The following is a 21,422-nucleotide window of genomic DNA, read 5'->3' as shown; positions in this document are numbered from 1 at the left end:
GCACTCACCGCGGTCCCGTGCCGCGGCTCTCCCGGGAGGTCGCCCTGACCCACGTCGACGTCGGTACGTTCAGCCCGCCCGTGGTCCTCGAGGTCGCCCGGGGCCTCGGTCGGCTGGAGGCCGCCGGGCTCACCGTCACCGAGCACCCCGCCACGTCCTCGCCCGGGCAGTTCCGCGAGCTGGCCGACGGCTCGCTGCAGGTGGCCCTCACGAGCCCCGACAACGTCCTGGCCTACCGCTTCAACCCGCGCAACCCCCTCGGGACGCTCCTCGACGCACGGATCGTCGGGGCGCTCGACCGCGCCCTCGGGCTCGGCCTCTACGCGCGGGCCGGCCTCACGGCGGCGGACCTGCGGGGGGCGCGGGTCGGTGTCGACGTCCCGCAGTCGGGGTTCGCCCTCGCGCTCTACGCCCTCGCCGAGCAGCTCGGCGTCCCCGCCTCCGACTACGAGCTCGTCGCCCTCGGGTCCACGCCCCGGCGCCTCGAGGCCCTGCTCGCGGGCGACTGCGACGCCACGATGCTGAACGCCGGCAACGAGCTCGTCGCCGAGGCCGCCGGGTGCACCCTCCTCGCGGCGGCGGGAGAGCGGCTCGCGCCCTACCTCGGCACCGTCGTCGCGGTCGTCGGCGACGAGCACCTCGAGACCGCCCGCCGTCTCGCCGACGTCCTCACCGGGGTGGCCGACGAGGTCCTCGCCGGCGGCCTCGACGACGTGGTGACCGATGCCGCCCGCAGCCGCCTCGGGCTCGACGGCGACCAGGCCAGACGGCACCTGGCGCGCCTGCGCAGCCCGACCGAGGGGCTCGTGGCGGGGGGCCGGGTCGAGCGCGCCGCCCTCGCCACGCTCGTCGGCCTGCGGCGCACGTACCTGCCCGTAGTGGTCGACGGTCGTGACGCCGTGGACGCGGCACTCGAGGAGGGCTCGGGGCTTGTCGACGCCCGCTGACGCCGGGCCCCGCCCCATCCGCCTGCTCCAGGCCGCGGCGTTCGTCGCCACCTTCGACCGCTTCGCGATGCCGCCGATGCTCGTCGCGATCGCGCTCGACCTCGGGGTGCCCCTCGGGGACGTCGTCCGCGCCGCCGGGGCCTACTTCCTCGTCTACGGCCTCTCGCAGCCGGTCTGGGGCACGGTGTCGGACCGGCTGGGACGGGTCGCGACGATGCGGCTCACCCTCGTGGTGGCCGGGCTCTGCTCGGTGGCGTCGGCGTTCTCCACGACCACGGCCGTCCTCCTGCTCACCCGGGGACTGGCCGGCGGGTTCTTCGGTGCGGCCTACCCCGCCGCGCTCATCTACCTCGGCGACACGGTGCGTCCGGAGGTCCGCCAGCGTGACATCGCGCGGCTCATGGTGGGCGTCGCCCTCGGCACCTCGCTCGCCTACGTCGGTGCCGGCCTCGTCGCCGACCACGCCACCTGGCGGCTCACCTTCGTCGTCACCGGAGCGGCCGCCCTCGTCGTCGCCGCCCGGCTCGGCGCGCTCGCCGAACCGCCGGGCCGGACCACGCCTGGCGTCCTGCCCCCGCTGCGGACCGTCGCGCGGTCGGGCGTGGCGCGGTTCGTCCTGCTCTGCGCCCTCGTCGAGGGCGCGGTGCTCCTCGGGACGGTCACCCTCCTGCCCGCCGCCGCGGAGGGCGCGGGCGCCTCGACCTCGGTCGCCGGACTCGCGACGGGGGTGTACGGGCTCTCCGTCCTCGTCTGCTCCCAGCTCGTCGGCCGGCTCTCGCAGCGCTGGGACGCCGCCCGGCTGCTCCGGGTGGGCGCGGTGGCGGCGGTGCTCGCCGGCTCCGTCCTCGCAGTCTCGCAGGGCGTGGCGGCGGCCGTGGCCGGGGCCGTGCTCCTCGGGGCCGCGTGGTCCGCCATGCACTCGACCCTCCAGACCTGGGCGACCGAGGTGCTCCCGCAGGCCCGCGCGACGGTCGTGTCACTCTTCGCCGGCTCGCTGTTCGTGGGGTCCTCGCTGGCCGCCGTCCTCGCCTCCGGGCTCGCCGACCGGGGACGCTACGACGTCCTGTTCGCGGCCGCCGCCGTCCTGGCCGTCCCCCTCGGCGCGGCCGCGGCCGCGGTCCGGGGGCGCTGGCGGCCCCGGGCGGCGGGGCCCACGGGGCCCTAGACTCCGTGGTCGTGCCGACACCGACGCTCCGTGACGTCGCCGAGGCCGCGGGCGTCCACGCGGCCACGGCCTCGAGGGCGCTCAACCCGTCCACGCGCGGGCTGGTCAACGCCGAGACCGCGCGGCGGGTCATCAAGGTGGCCGAGCAGCTCGGGTACCACCCGAACCCCATCGCCCGCGGGCTGAAGACGGCCAAGTCCGGCAGCGTGGGGCTCGTCATCCCGGACCTCACCAACCCGCTCTTCCCCCCGATCGTGCGCGGCATCGAGGACGTCCTCGAACCGGCCGGGTACAGCGGCCTCATCGTCAACACCGACAACGACCCGGCCCGCGAGGAGGCGCAGATCGAGCGGCTGCGCGCGCGGCAGGTCGAGGGGCTCATCGTCGCCACGGCCCGGGTGCACCACGCCCTGCTCCACCGACTGCACGACGAGGGCGTCGTCATGGTGATGGTCAACCGGCGTCCCGACGGCGCCGACGTGCCGTCGATCACCCCCGACGACGCCGCGGGGGTCGAGCTCGCCGTGCGGCACCTCGCCGATCTCGGGCACACGCGCATCGCGCACGTCGCCGGGCCACCGAACACCTCCACGGGCGTCGGCCGCGCCCGCGCGTTCCGCTCGGCGGTCCGGGACCTCGGGCTCGACACCGACCCGCGGCTGGAGACCACGGCGGAGCACTGGAGCGAGGAGGCCGGCGCCGCCGGGCTGCGCCGGCTCCTCGACGACGGAGTCGACTTCACCGCCGTCGTCGCCGGCAACGACCTCATCGCCCTCGGCTGCTACGACGTCTTCCGGGAGCGGGGCCTGCGCTGCCCCGAGGACGTCAGTGTCGTCGGGTTCAACGACATGCCCTTCCTCGACAAGCTGCGGCCCCCGCTGACGACCATCTCGATCCCGCACCAGCAGATCGGTGCGGAGGCGGCGCGCCTGCTCCTCGACGCCATCGCCGACCCCTCCCGCCCGGCCCGGTCGGTGCTGCTGCCGGTCTCGCTCGTCGTGCGGGGCTCCACGGCGCCCCCGCCCTGACCCTGCGGCCACGCCGGTAGCCTCTCCGGGTGCCCGACCGTCCCGCCCGCCCGCCGCAGCGCGGACCGCGCCAGCGCTCCCGGACCGCACCGGCGCAGCGCACCCGCCGGGCCGAGCCGGCCCGGTTCGCCGCGTACACCCTGCTGCGTGCGGTCGCGGACGGTGCGTACGCCAACCTCGAGATGCCGCGCATCCTGCGCCGTCGCCGGCTCGAGGGGCGGGACGCGGCCTTCGCCACCGAGCTGGCGTTCGGCACCGTCCGGCACCAGGGCCTCTACGACGCCGTCATCGCGGTCGCCGCCGACCGTCCGGTCGAGCGCGTCGACCCGGAGGTCCTCGACGTGCTGCGGCTCGGCGTGCACCAGCTGCTCGGGATGCGCGTCCCGGCGCACGCGGCGGCCGACCAGACCGTCGGCCTCGCCCGGTCCGTCGTCGGACAGGGCGCCGCCGGGCTGGTCAACGCGGTGCTGCGGCGGGTGGGGGAGCGGACCCTCGAGGAGTGGACCGACGCGGTGGCCCCGGAGGGTGGCGGGACGGCGGCCTTCGCCGTCCGGTCCTCGCACCCGGAGTGGGTCGTCACCGCCCTGCGCGCGGCCCTGCTCGGGCACGGTCGCGCCACGCCGGACACCGTCGACGACGAGCTCGCGGCGCTGCTCGCCGCCGACAACGAGCCGCCGCGGGTGCACCTTGTCGCCCGCCCGGGCCTCGCGAGCGTCGAGGAGCTGCTCGCGGATGCGGACGCCGAGCGGAGCGCCACCTCGCCGATCGGCGTCGTGCTGCGCGGTGGCGACCCGGGCGCGGTCGCGGCGGTCCGGGAGGGCCGGGCCGCGGTCCAGGACGAGGGGTCGCAGCACCTCGCCCTCGCGCTCGCGGCCGTCGAGGTGCCCGACATCCTGCCGGCCCGCTGGCTCGACCTGTGCGCCGGACCCGGCGGCAAGGCCGGCGTCCTCGGCGGGCTCGCCGTGGAGCGGGAGTGCGACCTCGTCGCCGTCGAGGTGAGCCCGCACCGGGCCGACCTCGTCCGCTCCGGGCTGGCCACGCTCACCGCCCGGGCCGAGTCGTCCGGGCGGCGCATCGAGGTGCGGACCACCGACGGTCGCGAGGTGGGGCAGGACGAGCCGGGTTCGTACGCACGGGTTCTCGTCGACGCGCCGTGCACCGGGCTCGGTGCCCTCCGGCGCCGCCCGGAGGCCCGGTGGCGGCGGACACCCGCCGACCTCGCGACGCTCGGACCCCTCCAGCGCGCTCTGCTGCAGTCCGCGCTCGACGCCGTGGCCCCGGGCGGCGTCGTCGCGTACGCGACGTGCAGCCCGCACGTGGCCGAGACCCGCTTCGTCGTCTCCGACGTGCTCAAGAAGCGCGCCGACGTCGAGGTGCTCGACGCGCGCCCGTACCTGCGCGACGCGGCCGGTGACCAGCTCGCCGAGCTCGGGGACGGGCCGCACGTCCAGCTCTGGCCGCACGTCCACGGCACGGACGCGATGTTCCTCGCCCTGCTGCGGAAGCGACCGGATGCCTGACCGTCACCTCACCTGGCGCGCGCCGGTCCCGGCCGACGCCGACGCGCTCGGGCGGATGCACTTCCGGGCGTGGGTCGACACCTACGGTCCGCTCCTGCCGGCCGGCTGGTTCGACGAGCGCGGACCCGAGGACCGCATCGCCCTGTGGACGCGCGTCCTCGCCGAGCCGCTGCCGCCCGGCGTCCGGCGGGTGGCGGTCTTCGCGGGGGAGGTGCCGGTCGCGTGGTGTGCGGCCGGTCCCGCCCGGCCGCACGAGGGGGTCGCGCCGGTCCGTCCCGAGGAGCTCTGGGGGCTCTACGTGGCCCGCGACCACCTGGGCACCGGGCTCGGCCAGGAGCTCGCCACGTGGGCGGTCGCCGACCGCCCGGCCGAGCTCTGGACCGCCGAGGGCAACGAGCGCGCCATCGCCTTCTACCGGCGCAACGGGTTCGTGCTCGACGGCACCCGGGCCTCGAGCCCCGGCTTCCCGATCGCCGAGCTGCGGATGGTGCGCTGAGGCTCGCTAGGGTGGCGCCCGTGCAGATCTCCCCCTCGATCCTCTCGGCCGACTTCGCGAACCTCCAGGCCGAGCTCGAGGCGATCGCCACCGCGGACTGGGCGCACGTCGACGTCATGGACAACCACTTCGTCCCGAACCTCACCCTCGGGCTGCCGGTCGTCGAGGCGCTGCAGAAGGTCTCACCGGTGCCCTTGGACTGCCACCTGATGATCGAGGACCCCGACCGCTGGGCCGCGGGGTACGCCGAGGTCGGCGCGGGGTCCGTGACCTTCCACGTCGAGGCCGCCGCCGACCCCGTCGCGACGGCCCGGTCCATCCGGTCCGCGGGGGCCCGGGCCGCGTTCGCGGTCAAGCCGAACACCCCGTTCGAGCCGTACGAGGAGCTCCTCGACGAGGTCGACATGGTGCTCGTCATGACGGTCGAGCCCGGGTTCGGTGGCCAGTCGTTCATGGCCGACCAGATGCCGAAGGTGCGCCGGGTCCGCGAGGCGGTCCGACGCCGGGGCGGCGAGATCTGGGTGCAGGTCGACGGCGGTGTCTCCGCCGAGACCATCGAGCAGTGCGCCGAGGCCGGGGCCGACGTCTTCGTCGCCGGCTCCGCCGTCTACGGCCGGGACTCCGCCGCCGACGCCGTGGCCGAGCTGCGCGCCCTCGCCGACCGCCACCACCACTGACGATGGCCTCGCTCCTCGAGCGGCTCGACAGGGAGGGCGGCTACGCGGTCGACCTCGACCTCACCGAGGGACTCGCGCCCGGCGAGGTGCTCGAGGGCGTCGAGCTCGAGGCCTGCCGGCTCGACGGCTGTGTCCTCGAGAAGGCGGTCCTGCGCGACTGCACCTTCACCGACTGCGTCCTCACCGGGTGCAACCTGTCGATGGCCGACCTCGCGAGCTCCCGGTTCACCGACTGCCGCTTCGTCGACTGCAAGGCGCTCGGCGTCGTGTGGGGCCGCGCTGCGGCGGCGCCGCTCTCGGCGCGGCCGTGGGACTTCGAGCGCTGCCGCCTCGACCTCGGCTCGTTCCGCGAGGTCGAGGCGGTCGGGGCCCGGTTCGCCGACTGCTCCCTCCGCGACGTCGACCTCGCGGGCGCCGACCTGCGCCGGGCCCTGCTCACGGGGTGCGACCTCGGGGGCGCCACCTTCGCCGGCACCGACCTGCGCGAGGCCGACCTCGTCGGCGCCACCGGCTACGTCGTCGACCCGGCCGAGAACCGGGTGCGCGGGATGCGCGTGGACGCCGTCGCGGCCGGCGGCATCCTCCGGGCGATGGGGCTCGTCGTCGAGGGCTGAGCGACTCACCCGACGAGGTCCGGGTGCGGTGGGCCGTCGACCTCGTGGAGGGTCACGGCGAACCCGAGGTCGTCGCGGTCGCCGCCGAGGGGCTCGGCCGAGACGACGACGCCGGTGCGCACGTCGAGCCCGACGAGCCACGACCCCGGGTAGTCGACGTCGGGGTGCTCCCGCGCCCAGGTCGGTCCGCCGGCCGCGGCCTCGAGCCGTTCGGAGACCTCACCCCAGAGCAACGGGCAACAGCCGCACCGCGGTGCGTAGCCCTCGGTGGCCGACATCCGGGCCCACCAGGTGAGGCGGCCGTGCCGCGTCGTCGCCGCGAGCTCACGGACTTCGGTCCCGTGCGACAGCTCGACGGGGTCGAGCATCGCGACCCAGTCGTACGACCGCCACATCGGGTCGTCCGCGTCGAAGCGCAGGGACGTCGGCCGCTCGGCGACGAACCCGTCGGCGTCCAGCGGCACGGGCACGTCGCCCGGGCGCAGGACCGGCACGTCCTCGGTGCGGTCCCGGTCGAGCCGGACCACGTCGAGCGTGCGCCGGCGCTCGTCGAGGACGTGCACCGTCCCGGACGCCGCCCGCACGCGCATCCACCCGGGCCGCACCACCCAGGCCTCGACCTCCTCGCCGTCGCGCCTCCGGTGGGTGAGGTGCAGCGTGCGCCAGCGCCACGGGCCGGATCGGGCCAGGGCGCGCAGCTGCGACTCGGTGGGGGCGGGCACGCAGCCATGGGACCACCGCGGGGGTCGGGCGGGCCACAGGGTTTCGTGGCCGAACGCACAGCGGACGAGGGTGCCGGCCCGGGGGAGGGCGGTGCATACTGGGCCGCACGTGCTCCGGGGTCGGTGAAACTCCGAGCCGGCGGTGACAGTCCGCGACCCGACCGCAGCCAGCGGCCGGTTGACCAGGTGGAACTCCTGGACCGACGGTGAAAGTCCGGATGGTAGGCAGCACGTACGGCCGGGTGTGCCGGGTCCTCACGCGACCCCGTGCGCCCCGCGGTGCAGTAGTCCCCGGAGTTCGTCCGAGAAGCAGAACGAACCCGAAGGACGAACACCTCTCATGAACACCCTCAGCGCGGCGACCACGTCGTCGCAGAACCTCTTCCAGCAGCTGATCGACCTCAGCATCCCCATCGGGCAGTACCAGCTCCACGTGCTCGAGGTGGTCGGCGTCCTCATCGGCGTGGCGTCCGCCTGGTACGGCATGCGCCGCAAGGTCTGGGCCTGGCCGGTCGGCATCCTCGCCAACATCATGCTGTTCTTCGTCTACATCGGCGCCACCTTCGGCGCCGACCAGCGCATCCCGCTCTTCGGCCAGGCCGGCCGGCAGGTCTTCTTCATCATCGTGAGCGTCTACGGGTGGGCGGCGTGGGCCGCCACCCGGCGGCGCGGAGGTGGCGACGCCCCGGCAGTCCACCCGCGGTGGACGACGCCGCGGGAGCGGGTCGCCGTCGTGGCCGGCTGGCTCGTCGGGACGGCCGTCGTGTGGTGGGCCTTCGTGGCGCTGTGGAACCTCGCGCCGAACCCGTACTGGACGCCGCAGTGGTGGTACTACGCGGCGGACGCGTGGATCTTCGTCGGGTCGATCGTCGCGACCTACGCGATGGCCCGCGGCTGGAACGAGTTCTGGCTGGCCTGGATCGGCGTCGACCTCGTCGGCGTCCCGCTCGGGTTCGCCACCGGCTACGTGCCGACGTCGGTCATGTACATCTTCTACGGCGCCTTCGTCCTCTACGGCTTCAGCCAGTGGGTCAAGGTGACCCGCGAGGCGGCTGCCGTGCAGCCGGTCGCCGGGGAGCCCGCGCCCGTCCCCTGACCGCCCGGACCCCGTCGACCGACGAGAACACGCCGCGCGCGCGAGACCGCACGCGGCGTGTTCTCGTCGTTCGACCGGGGGCAGCGGGGGCGGCGGACGGCCGTCGGCCGCCCGGCCCGCGCCCCGTACCCTTGTGCCTCGTGAAGACGTTCGACGCGTTGTACGCCGAGCTCGCCGAGAGGGCCCGCACCCGTCCCGAGGGCTCCGGCACCGTCGCCGCCCTCGACGCCGGTGTCCACGCGATCGGGAAGAAGATCGTCGAGGAGGCCGCCGAGGTGTGGATGGCCGCCGAGCACGAGGGCCGCGAGCGCACCGCCGAGGAGGTCAGCCAGCTGCTCTACCACCTCCAGGTGCTCATGCTCGCGACCGACCTCACCCCCGACGACGTCTACCGCCACCTCTGAGCGCCCGAGACCCGAGGACACCCACCGCCATGCTCCGCATCGCCGTCCCCAACAAGGGGTCGCTGTCCGAGCCCGCCGCCGCGATGCTCCGCGAGGCCGGCTACCGCACCCGCCGCGACACCAAGGAGCTCGTGGTCACCGACGCCGACAACGGCGTCGAGCTCTTCTACCTGCGCCCCCGGGACATCGCCGTCTACGTCGGCTCCGGCACCGTCGACTGCGGCGTCACCGGCCGCGACCTGCTCCTCGACTCCGGCTCGGCCGCGGTCGAGGTGATGACGCTCGGCTTCGGCGGCTCGACCTTCCGCTACGCCGCCCGGCCGGGCACGGCAACGGGCGTCGAGGGCCTCGCTGGCCGGCGGGTCGCGACGAGCTACCCCGGCCTCGTCGAGAAGCACCTCGCCGACCACGGGGTCCAGGCCGAGGTCGTGCGCCTGGACGGCGCGGTCGAGACGGCCGTCACCCTCGGGGTCGCCGACGTCATCGCCGACGTGGTCGAGACCGGGGCCACCCTGCGCAGCCAGGGCCTCGAGGTCCTCGGCGACCCGATCCTGCGCAGCGAGGCCGTGCTCGTCCGGCGCGAGGGCAGCGAGGAGAAGGCGGGCATCGAGGTGCTCCGCCGCCGGCTGCTCGGCGTCGTCACCGCCCGCCACTACGTGATGCTCGACTACGACGTCCCGGCCGACCTCGTCGACCGGGCCTGCGCGATCACGCCGGGCCTGGAGTCGCCGACCGTCTCGCCGCTGCAGAACCGCGACTGGTGCGCCGTGCGGGCGATGGTGCCGCGGGTCGGCACGAACGGCGTCATGGACGAGCTGTACGAGCTCGGGGCGCGGGCCATCCTCGTCACCGACATCACCGCGTGCCGGTTGTGACCCGGGAGGCGGCCGCGCCGCTCGACGCGACGTTCCGGCCCCGTCGTGGCCGGGTCGTGCCGCTCGTCGTGGCCGGCGTGTTCGTCCTCATCTGCGTCGCGGTCTCCGTCGGGATGGGGGTCGCCGGCGAGTGGACCGTCGGCGACCAGGTGGCGCTCGTCGTCTTCGGGCTGCTCGTCGGCGGCTTCCTCGCCCGGTACGCGGCGATCCGGGCGACGCCGGGCCCGGACGGGCTGACCGTCCGCAACCTCATGCTGACCCGCACGGTCGGCTGGGACGAGATCGAGGCGGTCCGCTTCGCCGAGGGCGACCCGTGGGTCAGCCTCGAGCTCGTCGACACCGACGTCGTCGCCGTCATGGCCGTCCAGCGCGTCGACGGCGACCGCGGCCGGGCCGAGGCGCGCCGGTTGCTCGAGCTCGTGCGGGCGCACCGTCGCTCTTGACGGCAATCATCGGCCGCTGCTTATCATTAGCCATGACTGATGCAGCGCGCGTCCTCGACGCCCTCGGCGACCCGACCCGACGCCACGTCCTCGAGCTCCTCCGTGACGGCGAGCGCAGCGTGCGCGAGCTGACCGACGCCTCGAGCGTCTCGCAGCCGGCGGTGTCGCAGCACCTGCGGGTCCTGCGTGACGCCGGCCTCGTCGACGTCCGGGCGGCCGGTACCCGCCGGCTCTACCGGGTGCGCCCGGACGGGCTCGGTGACGTGCGGGCCTGGGTCGACACCTTGTGGGACGACGCCCTCGGGGCGTTCGCCGCGCACGTCGAGGAGCAGCAGCGATGACGGCCCCGGTGCTCCGCAGCGTCGTCGTCGGCTGCGGGGTCGAGCAGGCCTTCACGACGTTCACCGGCCGGATCGGCGCCTGGTGGCCGCTGCCGACGCACAGCGTCGGGGGCGAGCGCTGCGCCGGGGTCGCGTTCGAGGGCGGCCGGCTCGTGGAGCGCGGCGTCGACGGGGCGGAGCAGGTCTGGGGCGAGGTGCTCGCGTGGGAGCCGCCGCACCGGCTGGTCGTCACGTGGCACCCCGGCCGCCCCGCCGACGACGCCTCCGAGGTCGAGGTCCGCTTCTCCGCCGACGGTGCGTCGACCCGGGTCGACCTCGAGCACCGTGGCTGGGAGCGCTTCGGCGAGGACGCCGCGCGCCGGCGCCGCGGCTACGTCGGGCCCGGTGCGTGGGGGTCGGTCCTCGACCACTTCGCCGACGTCGCCGAGCCGGCCTCCGACACCGCCGACCTCGACGCCCTCCGTGCCGCCTACGACGCGTTCTTCGCCGAGGCCGCGGCCGGCGACTTCGGCCCGGCCCCGGCGCCGGGGGAGTGGGACGCCGCGCAGGTGCTGGCGCACGTCGCGCTCAACGACCTCGCGCTGACCGCCGTCACGCACGCGATCGTGCACCGGCGCGAGGGGCTCGAGCTGCGCAACGTGGTCTGCCAGGACCCGGCCGTGCTCGCCGCCGAGGTGGCGCGCTCGGCGGACGACGCCGCGCGGGTCGCCCGCGGGCGGGCCCTCGCCGGGGTCCTTGTCGACGCGCTGGCCCGGCTCGACCCCGAGCAGCGCGCCACCCCGGTGCACTGCGTCCTCCACCACGACGGCGAGGTCGTCCTCGACGACGTGCTCCCGTGGGAGCGGGTCGCCGTCGCCACCGAGGCGGCCCGGCACCTCCCGGCGCACACCGGCCAGCTCGCGGACCTCAGGCGGTGACCCGCTCCGGTGCCTCGCCGACGCGGGGGGCCGTCGGACGGAGCCGGGCGAGGGCCGCGAGCTGCGGCAGCGAGACGAGGGCGAGCAGGGCCCACAGCAGGGAGTACCCGCCCGACGCGTCGCGGACGGCGCCCATCGTCGCCGGGCCCGCCGAGGCCAGCGAGTAGCTGACGAGGAAGGCCATCGCCGTGAGCCGGGCGCTGTCGCGCGGCGTCACGGCGTAGCGGACGAGCAGCCCCAGCCCCAGGGCGAAGCACGCGCCCTGGCCGGCGCCGAGCAGCAGGGCCCACCCCCAGGCGCCGGCCTCCGGCGCGAGCCAGACACCGGCCTCGCCGACCCCGCCGAGCAGGGTCGCGAGGAGCAGCAGCCGACGCGGGTCGTGGACCCGGTCCAGGAGCGTGGGCGCGAGCAGGCCGGAGACCAGCTGGGCACCGGTGAAGACGGACATGAGCAGCCCCGAGTCGCCGGCGCTCCACCCGTGCGACTCGAACGTCGGGGCGAGCCAGGCCAGGGACGAGTAGAACTGCCACGACTGGCAGGTGAGGTAGGCGGCGAGCACCCACGCGGTCGTGCTGCGCCACGGCAGGGCGTGGGTGACGTCCTCCCCGAGCGGCGCGGGCGCCACGGCCGCCCGCCGGGCCGCCCGTCGGGCCATCGGCACCCACACGAGGCCCGCGACGGCGGCGAGCGGGGCCCACGCGAGGAGCGAGCCGGACCAGCCGCCGAGCACCCGGGCGAGGGGCACCGACACCGCGGACGCGATGGCCGCGAACCCCATCATCGACATCATCGTCAGCCCGGTCCCGAGCCCGGAGCGGTGCGCCGGGAAGACCGACTTGACGATGCCGGGCAGCAGCGTGCCGGCGAGGGCGATGCCGGCCCCGGCGAGGAACGTCCCGGCGTAGAGCGACCAGACCTGGTCGCCGGCCACGCCGCGGACGACGAGGCCGACGAGGACCAGGCCGACGCCGTGCCCGACGGCCACGCCCGGCCCCAGTCGCCGCGCGACGAGGTTGGCCACGGGGGCGAGGAGGCCCATGCAGAGCACGGGCAGCGTCGTGAGGACGCCCATCGCCGCGCTCGAGAGCCCGAGGTCGGCGCGGATCGACTCGGCCAGGGGTGGCAGGCTCGCCATCAGGGTGCGCAGGTTCGCGGCGACGAGGACCAGTGCGGCGACGACGGTCCACGGTGGGGTCGGCCGGGTGGTCGCGGGGCGGTCGGCGGTGGTCACGGGGCGCTCACCGACGCATCCTCGCACCGGGTCACGGCAGGTGGGACTCCGGGACCAGCGCGAGCGCCTCGTCGTCGTCGAGCCCGGCGACGACGAGGAGGTCGACGACGATCGAGCGCACCTGTCCGCGCACCATCTCCGCCGACAGGTCGGCGCCCGGCTCGGCCCGGGCGGAGAGCCCGGCGACCCGCTCGAGCACGCCGCGACCCGCCTCCGGCCGGGTGTGCTCGTCGAGGACGCGGGCGAGGTCGGCGGTGGCCCGGCCCAGCTCGCCGACGAGGTCGACGTACCGCTCGGGCACGGGCTCGCCGCGGCGCACGGCGACCGCGGCCCGCCGCGCGAGGACCCGCAGGTTGCGCACGCAGCGGTCGAGCGGCACGACGAGCGCGGACGCGGCGACCGCCTGGGGACGGTGCCGGCGCAGCAGCGGGCTCTGCCGGACGACGGCCACCCCCTCGGCCGCGGCCGTGCGCAGGTCGGCGAGCCGCGCCTCGAGGGCCCGGGCCTCCTCGAGGGCATCGGTCGCGGCGGCGGCGTCGCCGGTGCGCAGGGCGAGGGTGACGTGCTCGAGGGTGCCGGCGACCGCGCGCACGGTGCGCGCCGCCTCGGCGCGGGGACGGGCGACCGGGCTCGTCGGCACGAGCGTGCCGATGACGAGGGCGACCGCGCCCCCGACGACGGCGTCGAGCCAGCGGGAGACCCCCTCGCCGGTCGTCGCGACGAAGGCGACGATGAAGACCGACTGGACACCGGCCTGGATGACGACGAGCTGGCCCGAGGAGACGACGATGGCGATGGCCATCGCGGCGACGACGACGAGCGCCATCTGCACCGCACCGCTGCCGAGGAGGAGGACGATCGCGTCGCCGACGAGCACCCCGATGGCCACCCCGACCGTCACCTCGACGATCCGCCGCAGCCGTTGGCCGTAGGTGAGCCCGAGGCAGAGGATGGCCGTGACCGGGGCGAAGAACGGCTGGGCGTGCCCGAGCGCGTGCCGGGCGAGCCACCACGCGAGGACCACGCCGGTGCCGATCTGGGCGAGGAACACGAGCCGGTCGTGGAGGCGGTGCAGGCCCCGGGCGAGGGCCGTCCGCAGGCCGGTCACCGGCCCTCCGTCGAGAGGACGAGGTCGGCGTGCTCGCGGGTGCGGTCGGCCGCGAAGACGGCGTCCTCCTGGGCGGCCCAGCGCTCCCAGTGCGCCGCGTAGGTCTCGCCGTCACGCTCCAGCCCGCGGCGCCTGCGCTCGGCCCGGGGGGCCTCGACCCACACCCGCACGGCCGCGAACCGGCGGGCCGCACCCACGCTCGCGCCGCAGCCCTCGACGACCAGCACCGGCCCGGGGTCGACGTGGCGCACCTCGCCCCAGCCGTGCGCCGCCCAGTCCCAGACCCGGTAGCGCGCGCGCTCGCCGCGGGCCAGCGGCTCGAGCACCTGCCCGACGAGGAGCGGCACCGCGTCGGCGAGGCCGTCCCAGCCCGGGTAGAGCTCGTCCATGTGGACGACGGGGCAGCCGAGGACCTCGACGACGCCGAGGGCCAGCGTGGTCTTGCCGGCGCCGCTCGGGCCGTCGACCGCGACGACCGCCGTGGCGCCGCACCGCGGGGTGGCCGCCCGCAGGGCCGCGAGGACCGCGTCGACGTGCCCGGGGTCGGACGGGGCCGCCACCTGGAACCACACAGCGGCGACTCTAGGCCCAGCCCGCCCCGCGCGGGACGTCCGCAGGGGTGTGCCGAGTGCCGCGCGGGGTCAGGGACCGGTGTCGCCCAACCCGGCGCGTCGTGCCTTGACGATCGCGGCCGAGCGGTCCGAGACCTGCAGCTTGGTGAGGATGTTGGACACGTGGTTGCGGACGGTCTTCAGGCTGATGACCAGCTCGTGGGCGATCGCCGCGTTCCCCTTGCCGGTGGCCACCAGCTCCAGCACCTCGCGCTCGCGGGCGGTGAGCGCCGGGAAGGCGGTGGCCGTCGACCCGGAGCCCGCCGCGAAGTGGGAGATCACCCGCGCGGCGATCTCCGGGCCGAAGATGGCCTCGCCGGCGGCCGCGGCGCCGATCGCCCGGACGATCTCGTCCTGGTCGGCGCCCTTGAGCAGGTAGCCGCGGGCTCCGGCCCGCATGGCGGCGAACACGGAGTCGTCGTCCTCGAACATGGTGAGCACGATCACCGCCGACGGCGACCCGCTCGCGACGATCCGGCGGGTCGCCTCGATCCCGTCGAGATCCGGCATCCGCAGGTCCATCACGACGACATCCGGGCCGAGCTCAGCAGCCAGCGCCACCGCCTGCACACCGGACTCGGCCTCGCCGACGAGCCGGACGCCGGGCACGTCCGCGAGCATCATCCGCAGGCCACCTCGGTATGCCGGGTGGTCGTCCACGATCAGCACCTCGATCACGAGACCGTCCCCCGCGCCGGCGCCTCGGCGATCGGCAGGAGCGCACGCACCTGGAGCCCGCCTCCCCGTCGGTCGGAGATGGTGCACGACCCGCCGAGCTCCTCGGCCCGCTCGGTCATCGAGGTCCAGCCGACCCCCGTGCGCGTCGGGCGTGCTCCGCCGACCCCGTCGTCGGTCACGGTGAGCTCGAGCTGGTCGTCGATACCCAGCGCGATGGTGCAGGCGCGTGCCCCCGAGTGCCTCGCGACGTTGGCGATCGCCTCGGAGGCGATGCGGAACGCCGCCACCTCGACGGCTGCCGGCAGCGGTGGGACCTCGACCGGACCGACGACGCTGAACCGCAGCGCGTCGCTCGACAAGGTGGCCGCCCGCTGCCGGATCGCCCCGACCAACCCGACCTCGTCGATCGCCGGCGGTCGCAGGTCGTCGACGAGGCGGCGGACCTCCGCGATGGCCGAGCGCGTCTCCCGCCTGATCTCGGCCAGGATGGCGTTGCGCTCCTCCTCGTCGCGACGGGACTCAGCGGCACCGAGCTTGAGCACGACGGCCGCCAGTGCGGGCCCCAGACCGTCGTGCAGGTCCCGGCGCAGCCGCTTCCGCTCCTCCTCGCGGGCAGCGATGATCCGGGACCGGGACCCTTGGAGCTCGATCGCCAGCTGGGCCGCCCGAACCGTCACGGCGACCTGGCGGGCGAGGTCGTCGAGCAGGGCCAGATCGGCCGGGGACAGGGTCCGGCCGGAGGGCACCTGGACGACGAGGTCGCCGATGCTCTCGCCTCGGTGAACGAGCGGGACCCGGGTCGGGGTCCCGGGCGCCGACGCGCCCCCTCCCTCGTCGATCCAGACCCGCTCGACCCTGACCGCGTCCGCGACGGCCGCCGTGACGGCCTCGACGAGCTGCAGCGGGTCCACCGACTCGACGCGGGCGCCGAACCGTCGCAGCGCCTCGGCCGGGTCGGACCGGTAGCCGTAGACCCAGTGTTCGGCCCGTCGGCGGACCCGGGCGTACAGCGGCGCGGACACCACGGCCACGACCACCACGGCGACGGCGCCGCCGATCGTGCCGTTGCCGAGCATCTGGTCGGCGCCGACGAGCAGCCCGCCGTAGAGGACGGCCAGCACGATCGTCAGCGTCGCGTAGACCACGGTTCGCGCCAGCACCACCTGGACGTCGAACAGGCGGTGCCGCAGGACGGAGATCCCGATGGTGACCGGGATCCCGACGGCCGCGAGGCCGAGCGAGACGTCGGCCAGGAGCTCGTTGTCGTGGAGGCCGAAGTGCGCGACCCAGCCACCGACCAACCCCACCGGGAGGCTGAACGACCCCCAGACCAACCACAGCAGCCGGATCCGGTCCTCGCCCTGCGCCCGCGCCAGCCGCCACCGCACCGCGACCACGGAACCCAGCAGGAAGGCCAGCGTCAGGACCAGACCCAGCACGCCGAGCACGCCGGACACGCTCTGCGGCAGCCAGGGCAGCGGGGGATCGACCCCGTGGTGCGCGTCGCGGAAACCCTGGGCGTCCCCGGCCGAACCGACCAGGAGGGCGACGACTCCGGGCACGACGACGTGCAGCCACCGACCCCAGCGCCGGGAGCCCGGGCGCCCATCCGGGAGCAGGTACGCGATCAGCGCGACCCACACGACCAGGAAGACCCAGGCACCGGCGGCCAGCTGGGCGACGACCAGGTCGGCGCGGCCACCCGGTCCGGGCGCGGCGAAGACCAACCAGAAGCTGATCCCGTCGGCGACCAGGAGCCAGCCGATCCACCGCTGGGCGCGAGCGACGAGAGCCCCGACGGCGACCGGGAGCAGGCCCGCCGAGGCGGCGACGACGGCGTTCACGGGACTCAGTGTCGGCTCCCGGCGCGTGGCTGTCATCACGCCCGGGAACAGTTCCCGGGCGACTCGGGACACGGGGACCATGCCGCTGGGTCATCGGGACGGCCACGGTGGGCCCGCCGGCGACGGTCGCCGCAGATGTCCACGGAAGGAGCGGGACATGCCGCTCAGTACCTTCGAGAAGGCCTTGCCCTGGTCCGGCGCGGTTGCCGGCATCCTGTTCGTCGCCCAAGAGGTGACGGCTCCGTTCGGGGAGTCCGTCACCGACCCCCACCTCACCGCCACGATCGCCGACGCCGTCGGCCGGGGCTACGCCGCCGGCTTCGCGTCCCTGCTCGGCGCACTCATGCTGCTCTTCTTCTCCGCGGCGGCGCGGTCGGCCCAGCGCATCGGGGAGGGCTCGGAGTCGTCGTACTCCTCCGTGGCCCACGCAGGGCTGGTCGGGGCCGGGGTCGGGCTCGCTGTGCAGGGCTGCCTGCAGGTGGCGCTGACCAGCGCCGCTCAGGACCGCCAGGACGCCGCCGCACGGACGCTGATGTACCTGAGCTTCCACTCGTGGCTGGTGGTCCTCGTCGGGCTGGTCGCAGCGTTCTGGGGCATCGGTCTCGGTGGCCTGCGCAACGCCACCCTGCCGACGTGGTTCTCGGTCGCGACGATCGTGCTGGGCGTGATCGGGGTTCTCGGGCCAGCCGGCGCACTGGTGCAGCTCGTGCTGCCGCTCTGGCTCATCGCCGCCTCGGTCCTCGTCGCGAGGCGCCGGCGTGGGGCGGGCCTCTCCCTCTGACGTCCTCGGGTGCCGGGGTTCCTGTCGCCGCGCAGGGCAACCGACCCGCGAGTCTCGCACCGGGTCTCGCCGATGACGGCCGCCTCGGGACGCTCCCTCCGCGGCGCCGCCACTACGCTGGCCGCGTGTCCGTCGCCGTCCGCGTGATCCCCTGCCTCGACGTCGACGCCGGGCGCGTCGTCAAGGGGGTCAACTTCCGGGGCCTGCGCGACGCGGGCGACCCGGTCGAGCTCGCCCGCCGCTACGGCGAGCAGGGGGCCGACGAGCTGACCTTCCTCGACGTCACCGCGAGCAGCGGCGACCGCGAGACGATGTACGACGTCGTCGCCCGGACGGCGGAGGAGGTGTTCATCCCACTGACCGTGGGAGGCGGGGTGCGCACCGTCGACGACGTCGACCGGCTGCTGCGCGCCGGCGCCGACAAGGTGGGCGTCAACACCGCCGCCATCGCCCGCCCCGAGCTCATCGCCGAGACCGCCGACCGGTTCGGCGCCCAGGTCCTCGTCCTCTCCGCCGACGTCCGGCGCCGGCGCGACGACGCGGGACGGCCGACCGGCGGCTTCGAGGTGACGACGCACGGTGGCCGCACCGGCACCGGGCTCGACGCCGTCGAGTGGTGCGCCCGGGCCGAGCGGCTCGGCGCGGGCGAGATCCTGCTCAACTCGATGGACGCCGACGGCACGAGGGACGGCTTCGACCTCGAGCTGATCCGCCTCGTGCGCGCCGAGGTGCGGGTCCCGGTCATCGCCAGCGGCGGGGCCGGGGCGGTCGAGCACTTCGCGCCGGCCGTCGCGGCCGGGGCGGACGCGGTGCTCGCGGCGAGCGTGTTCCACTTCGGGGAGCTGACCATCGGCGAGGTGAAGGACGCCCTGCGCGCCGAGCACCTGCCGGTCCGCTGAGCCCACCGTCGAAGGTCGTCGCCGGTCCCGGCGGCACCACCGCGGCGGTCCTACACTCGCGCTCGTGACCGCCTCCCGCGCCCGGCTGCTGCACCTCGCGGTGGCGCTGGTCGCCACGACCGCCCTCGTCCTCCAGCTCGTGCTCGTCGTCTCCGGCAGCGCCGTGCTCGACGAGACCCGGGTGCCCCCGCTGGGCCTCCGGCTCGGACGGCTCGTCTCGTACTTCACCATCCAGAGCAACGTGCTCGTCACGGTCACGGCCTGGCAGCTGTGGCGCGACCCCCTGCGCGACGGCCGGTGGTGGCGTCCGGTACGCCTCGCGGCGCTCGTCGGCATCACGGTCACCGGCCTGGTCCACTTCGTCCTGCTCCGCCCCCTGCTGCACCTCGAGGGCGCCGACTGGCTCGCCGACAAGATGCTGCACATGGCGGTGCCGCTGCTGGCCGTCGTCGTGTGGCTGCTCGCCGGTCCGCGGCCGCGGGTGTCGTGGCGCACGGTCGGGGAGGCACTGGTCTGGCCGGTCGTCTGGACGGTCTGGACGCTCGTGGTCGGGGCGCTGAGCGGCTGGTACCCGTACCCGTTCCTCGACCACCGCGAGAACGGGGTCGGCGCGGTCGTCGTCGCCTGCGTCGGCATCACGGTCCTGTTCCTCCTGCTCTTCGCGGGGGCGACGGCCCTGGACCGCCGCCTGCGCCCGGTCCCCGACGCGGCAGAATGACGGGGTGCCGACCGACCCCGCCCTCGACCCCGCCGTCGCCGCCCGCCTGACCCGCGACGCGCAGGGTCTCGTCGCCGCGGTCGTCCAGCAGCACGACACCGGCGAGGTCCTCATGCTGGGCTGGATGGACGACGAGGCGCTGCGCCGCACGCTGACCGAGGGCCGGGTGACCTTCTGGTCGCGCAGCCGGCAGGAGTACTGGCGCAAGGGCGACACCTCGGGCCACGTCCAGCACGTGCGCTCGGTCGCGCTCGACTGCGACGGTGACGCGCTGCTCGTCCGGGTCGACCAGGTGGGCGCCGCCTGCCACACCGGTGCCCGCACCTGCTTCGACGACCACGACCTCGGGGCCGCGGTCGGGGGAGCGGCGTGAGCGCACCGGCGGCCGAGGTCCCCGACCTCGCCTACGGCCGGACCTGGCCGGGCCTCGACGTCTTCGGCCTCCTTGCCCGCGACCGCCGGGTCATCCCCGTCGTCCGCCGGCTCATGGGCGACGCCGAGACGCCGGTCGGGGTCTACCGCAAGCTGGCCGGCGACCGACCGGGCACCTTCCTCCTCGAGTCGGCCGAGCACGGCGGCGTGTGGTCGCGCTGGTCGATCGTCGGGGCGGCGAGCCGGGCCACGCTCACCGAGCGCGACGGCCGCGCGCACTGGGTCGGCGACCCACCGGTCGGCGTCCCCACCGACGGCCTCGCGACCGACGCGCTCCGGGCGACGATGGAGGCGCTCGCCACACCGCCGATCGCCGGCCTGCCTCCGCTGACGGGCGGCATGGTGGGCGCCATCTCCTACGACGCGGTCCGCCGCTGGGAGCGGGTCCCCGCCGAGCTCCCGGACGAGCTGCACCTGCCCGAGCTGTCGATGATGCTCGCCACCGACCTCGCCGTCCTCGACCACGCCGACGGCTCCATCCTCCTCGTGGCCAACGCGGTCAACTACGACGACACCGACGAGCGGGTCGAGCAGGCGTGGGCCGACGCGGTGGCCCGCCTCGACGCGATGACCGAGGCGCTGGCCGCCCCCGCGCCGAGCACCGTGGCGGTCGTCGACACGGACGCGGCCGAGGAGGCGATGGCGCACGTCCGCTCGAACACGACCCGCGAGCGCTACGAGGAGGTCGTCGAGCTGGCCAAGGAGGACATCCGGGCCGGGGAGGTCTTCCAGGTGGTCCTCTCGCAGCGGTTCTCGCTCGACTGCCCGGCCGACCCGCTCGAGGTCTACCGCGCGCTGCGGGCGTCCAACCCGAGCCCGTACATGTACCTCTTCCGGCTGCCGGCGCCCGACGGCTCGCACTACGCCGTCGTCGGCAGCAGCCCGGAGGCCCTCGTCCGGGTCACGGGGGAGCGGGCCATCACGCACCCGATCGCCGGGTCGCGACCGCGCGGCAAGACGCCGGAGGACGACGTCCGCCTCGCCGAGGAGCTGCTCGCCGACCCCAAGGAGCGGGCCGAGCACGTGATGCTCGTCGACCTCGGCCGCAACGACCTCCAGCGGGTCTGCCGCCCCGGCACCGTCGACGTCGTCGAGTTCATGGACGTGCGTCGCTACAGCCACGTGATGCACCTCGAGTCGACGGTCGTCGGCGACACCCGCCCCGGGGTCAGCGCCTACGACGTGCTCGTCTCGACCTTCCCGGCCGGCACCCTCTCCGGCGCGCCGAAGCCGCGCGCCCTGGCCCTCATCGAGCGGTACGAACCGTCGCGCCGCGGCGTCTACGGCGGGGTCGTCGGCTACCTCGACTTCCACGGCGACCTCGACATGGCCATCGCCATCCGCACCGCGGTGGTCCGCGACGGCGTCGCCCACGTGCAGGCCGGCGCCGGCATCGTCGCCGACTCCGTCCCGGCCCGCGAGCACGAGGAGTGCGTGCACAAGGCGACCGCGGCCCTGCGGGCCGTCGCCACCGCCGGCGCGATGCGGACCGTCTCGTGAGGCGGCTCGGCGGGCGCGGGCCGGTCGTCCTCCTCGCGCTGCTCGGCGCCGGGACGGTCCTCGTCGCGGGCTTCCGGCCCTGGGTCACCGGGACCGTCGCCGACGCCGTCCTCGGCGGCAGCCGGGTCACCGCCGGCGGGGCCGAGGTGGCGCCGGGCCTCTCGGCCCTCGCCCTCGCCGTCGCCGCGGCGTCGGTGGCGGTCGTGGCGGCCGGCCGGGTGGCCCGGGTCGTCGCGCTCGCCCTCTGGGCCGCGTGCCTCGCCGTCGCCGTCGGGCTCACCGTGCGGGTCCTCGGCGACCCCTCCGGAGTCCTCGGACCCGTCGCTGCCTCCCGGGTCGGGCGCACCGGCACGGTCGAGGCGGTCGCCTCGGCGA

The 21,422-nt window shown here is 75.6% G+C and carries 25 protein-coding genes and 1 riboswitch; of the genes, 19 read left to right on the top strand and 6 right to left on the bottom strand.

Going from position 1 to position 21,422, the window contains the following annotated elements; translation table 11 throughout:
• The first annotated feature begins 17 nt into the window (after positions 1–17).
• Genes PKA89_RS05880 through PKA89_RS05850 form a run of 7 tightly spaced genes read left to right on the top strand, consistent with a single transcriptional unit; the run spans position 18 to position 6,447 of the window.
• Positions 18–947: a PhnD/SsuA/transferrin family substrate-binding protein gene (locus PKA89_RS05880; RefSeq protein WP_324417512.1), complete on the top strand. Its 930-nt coding sequence runs from the start codon at positions 18–20 to the stop codon at positions 945–947.
• Positions 931–2,112, top strand: a complete 1,182-nt coding sequence (locus PKA89_RS05875) for an MFS transporter (RefSeq protein ID WP_324417510.1) — start codon at positions 931–933, stop codon at positions 2,110–2,112. Before PKA89_RS05880 ends, PKA89_RS05875 begins: the two co-directional genes overlap by 17 nt.
• Before the next feature lie 11 nt (positions 2,113–2,123).
• A complete protein-coding gene (locus PKA89_RS05870; protein WP_324417508.1) occupies positions 2,124–3,140 on the top strand; it encodes a LacI family DNA-binding transcriptional regulator in 1,017 nt (338 codons plus the stop codon).
• A 29-nt stretch (positions 3,141–3,169) separates the two neighbouring features.
• Entirely contained in the window at positions 3,170–4,660 is a 1,491-nt protein-coding gene (locus tag PKA89_RS05865; protein ID WP_324417506.1) for a transcription antitermination factor NusB, read from the top strand.
• Positions 4,653–5,156: a GNAT family N-acetyltransferase gene (locus PKA89_RS05860; RefSeq protein ID WP_324417504.1), complete on the top strand. Its 504-nt coding sequence runs from the start codon at positions 4,653–4,655 to the stop codon at positions 5,154–5,156. Before PKA89_RS05865 ends, PKA89_RS05860 begins: the two co-directional genes overlap by 8 nt.
• A gap of 20 nt (positions 5,157–5,176) precedes the next feature.
• Positions 5,177–5,833, top strand: coding sequence for a ribulose-phosphate 3-epimerase (gene rpe / locus PKA89_RS05855; RefSeq protein ID WP_324417502.1), 657 nt, complete (start codon positions 5,177–5,179; stop codon positions 5,831–5,833).
• A 2-nt stretch (positions 5,834–5,835) separates the two neighbouring features.
• A complete protein-coding gene (locus PKA89_RS05850; RefSeq protein WP_324417500.1) occupies positions 5,836–6,447 on the top strand; it encodes a pentapeptide repeat-containing protein in 612 nt (203 codons plus the stop codon).
• 5 nt (positions 6,448–6,452) lie between these two features.
• On the opposite strand, the gene PKA89_RS05845 is transcribed toward PKA89_RS05850, so the two are convergent.
• Positions 6,453–7,169, bottom strand: coding sequence for a hypothetical protein (locus PKA89_RS05845; RefSeq protein WP_324417498.1), 717 nt, complete (start codon positions 7,167–7,169; stop codon positions 6,453–6,455).
• A gap of 105 nt (positions 7,170–7,274) precedes the next feature.
• Positions 7,275–7,405: riboswitch (FMN riboswitch) on the top strand.
• A 104-nt stretch (positions 7,406–7,509) separates the two neighbouring features.
• On the opposite strand from PKA89_RS05845, the gene pnuC reads away from it, so the two are divergent.
• From pnuC to PKA89_RS05815, 6 genes are all read left to right on the top strand, one after another.
• On the top strand, positions 7,510–8,265 hold the full coding sequence (pnuC, locus tag PKA89_RS05840; RefSeq protein ID WP_324417496.1) for a nicotinamide riboside transporter PnuC: 756 nt from the start codon (positions 7,510–7,512) through the stop codon (positions 8,263–8,265).
• Between the two features lie 140 nt (positions 8,266–8,405).
• Entirely contained in the window at positions 8,406–8,669 is a 264-nt protein-coding gene (locus PKA89_RS05835) for a phosphoribosyl-ATP diphosphatase (protein ID WP_324417494.1), read from the top strand.
• A gap of 29 nt (positions 8,670–8,698) precedes the next feature.
• Positions 8,699–9,544, top strand: a complete 846-nt coding sequence (gene hisG, locus PKA89_RS05830; protein ID WP_324417492.1) for an ATP phosphoribosyltransferase — start codon at positions 8,699–8,701, stop codon at positions 9,542–9,544.
• Positions 9,532–9,987: a PH domain-containing protein gene (locus tag PKA89_RS05825; protein WP_324417490.1), complete on the top strand. Its 456-nt coding sequence runs from the start codon at positions 9,532–9,534 to the stop codon at positions 9,985–9,987. The genes hisG and PKA89_RS05825 overlap by 13 nt, the downstream gene beginning before the upstream one ends.
• Positions 9,988–10,019: 32 nt before the next feature.
• Positions 10,020–10,328, top strand: coding sequence for a metalloregulator ArsR/SmtB family transcription factor (locus PKA89_RS05820; RefSeq protein WP_324417489.1), 309 nt, complete (start codon positions 10,020–10,022; stop codon positions 10,326–10,328).
• The gene (locus PKA89_RS05815; protein WP_324417487.1) at positions 10,325–11,245 is read left to right on the top strand and encodes an SRPBCC family protein; all 921 of its coding nucleotides are present in this window, start codon (positions 10,325–10,327) and stop codon (positions 11,243–11,245) included. Before PKA89_RS05820 ends, PKA89_RS05815 begins: the two co-directional genes overlap by 4 nt.
• On the opposite strand, the gene PKA89_RS05810 is transcribed toward PKA89_RS05815, so the two are convergent.
• The 5 genes from PKA89_RS05810 to PKA89_RS05790 all read right to left on the bottom strand — a co-directional run bounded on the left by PKA89_RS05810 (position 11,235) and on the right by PKA89_RS05790 (position 16,717).
• A complete protein-coding gene (locus tag PKA89_RS05810; RefSeq protein ID WP_324417485.1) occupies positions 11,235–12,476 on the bottom strand; it encodes an MFS transporter in 1,242 nt (413 codons plus the stop codon). The two genes, PKA89_RS05815 and PKA89_RS05810, sit on opposite strands and share 11 nt — an antisense overlap.
• A 31-nt stretch (positions 12,477–12,507) precedes the next feature.
• Positions 12,508–13,584: an FUSC family protein gene (locus PKA89_RS05805; RefSeq protein ID WP_324417483.1), complete on the bottom strand. Its 1,077-nt coding sequence runs from the start codon at positions 13,582–13,584 to the stop codon at positions 12,508–12,510.
• The gene (locus tag PKA89_RS05800) at positions 13,581–14,156 is read right to left on the bottom strand and encodes an AAA family ATPase (RefSeq protein WP_324417481.1); all 576 of its coding nucleotides are present in this window, start codon (positions 14,154–14,156) and stop codon (positions 13,581–13,583) included. Before PKA89_RS05800 ends, PKA89_RS05805 begins: the two co-directional genes overlap by 4 nt.
• 69 nt (positions 14,157–14,225) lie before the next feature.
• On the bottom strand, positions 14,226–14,855 hold the full coding sequence (locus PKA89_RS05795) for a response regulator transcription factor (protein WP_324417479.1): 630 nt from the start codon (positions 14,853–14,855) through the stop codon (positions 14,226–14,228).
• Positions 14,856–14,869: 14 nt separating this feature from the next.
• Positions 14,870–16,717: a sensor histidine kinase gene (locus tag PKA89_RS05790; protein WP_324417477.1), complete on the bottom strand. Its 1,848-nt coding sequence runs from the start codon at positions 16,715–16,717 to the stop codon at positions 14,870–14,872.
• A 157-nt stretch (positions 16,718–16,874) separates the two neighbouring features.
• Between PKA89_RS05790 and PKA89_RS05785 the strand changes: the two genes are divergently transcribed.
• The 6 genes from PKA89_RS05785 to PKA89_RS05760 form a co-directional block, all read left to right on the top strand.
• Complete coding sequence (locus tag PKA89_RS05785; protein WP_324417475.1) at positions 16,875–17,498, top strand: hypothetical protein; 624 nt, start codon at positions 16,875–16,877, stop codon at positions 17,496–17,498.
• 125 nt (positions 17,499–17,623) lie between these two features.
• A complete protein-coding gene (hisF, locus tag PKA89_RS05780) occupies positions 17,624–18,397 on the top strand; it encodes an imidazole glycerol phosphate synthase subunit HisF (protein WP_324417473.1) in 774 nt (257 codons plus the stop codon).
• Positions 18,398–18,461: 64 nt separating this feature from the next.
• Positions 18,462–19,115 carry a Pr6Pr family membrane protein gene (locus PKA89_RS05775; RefSeq protein ID WP_324417471.1) on the top strand — a complete coding sequence of 218 codons (654 nt, stop codon included), beginning with the start codon at positions 18,462–18,464 and terminating at the stop codon, positions 19,113–19,115.
• A gap of 4 nt (positions 19,116–19,119) precedes the next feature.
• Entirely contained in the window at positions 19,120–19,488 is a 369-nt protein-coding gene (hisI, locus tag PKA89_RS05770; RefSeq protein WP_324417470.1) for a phosphoribosyl-AMP cyclohydrolase, read from the top strand.
• Complete coding sequence (locus PKA89_RS05765; protein WP_324417468.1) at positions 19,485–21,047, top strand: anthranilate synthase component I; 1,563 nt, start codon at positions 19,485–19,487, stop codon at positions 21,045–21,047. The genes hisI and PKA89_RS05765 overlap by 4 nt, the downstream gene beginning before the upstream one ends.
• Positions 21,044–21,422, top strand: a 379-nt coding sequence (locus PKA89_RS05760; protein ID WP_324417466.1) for a Trp biosynthesis-associated membrane protein, incomplete at its 3' end; no start/stop codon positions are given. The genes PKA89_RS05765 and PKA89_RS05760, both read left to right, overlap by 4 nt.

The sequence above is a fragment of the Phycicoccus sp. genome, assembly GCF_035325325.1.
Taxonomy (GTDB): Bacteria; Actinomycetota; Actinomycetes; order Actinomycetales; family Dermatophilaceae; genus Phycicoccus.
Note: the sequence above shows the minus strand (reverse complement) of the source record. Positions and strands in the feature narration are given on the sequence as shown.

Excerpts from the sequence above, each read along its gene's own strand:
- PKA89_RS05860 (WP_324417504.1), top strand. The coding sequence starts at position 4,653 with ATGCCTGACCGTCACCTCACCTGGCGCGCGCCGGTCCCGGCCGACGCC.
- PKA89_RS05850 (WP_324417500.1), top strand. The coding sequence starts at position 5,836 with ATGGCCTCGCTCCTCGAGCGGCTCGACAGGGAGGGCGGCTACGCGGTC.
- pnuC (WP_324417496.1), top strand. The coding sequence starts at position 7,510 with ATGAACACCCTCAGCGCGGCGACCACGTCGTCGCAGAACCTCTTCCAG.
- hisG (WP_324417492.1), top strand. The coding sequence starts at position 8,699 with ATGCTCCGCATCGCCGTCCCCAACAAGGGGTCGCTGTCCGAGCCCGCC.
- PKA89_RS05820 (WP_324417489.1), top strand. The coding sequence starts at position 10,020 with ATGACTGATGCAGCGCGCGTCCTCGACGCCCTCGGCGACCCGACCCGA.
- PKA89_RS05815 (WP_324417487.1), top strand. The coding sequence starts at position 10,325 with ATGACGGCCCCGGTGCTCCGCAGCGTCGTCGTCGGCTGCGGGGTCGAG.
- PKA89_RS05785 (WP_324417475.1), top strand. The coding sequence starts at position 16,875 with ATGCCGCTCAGTACCTTCGAGAAGGCCTTGCCCTGGTCCGGCGCGGTT.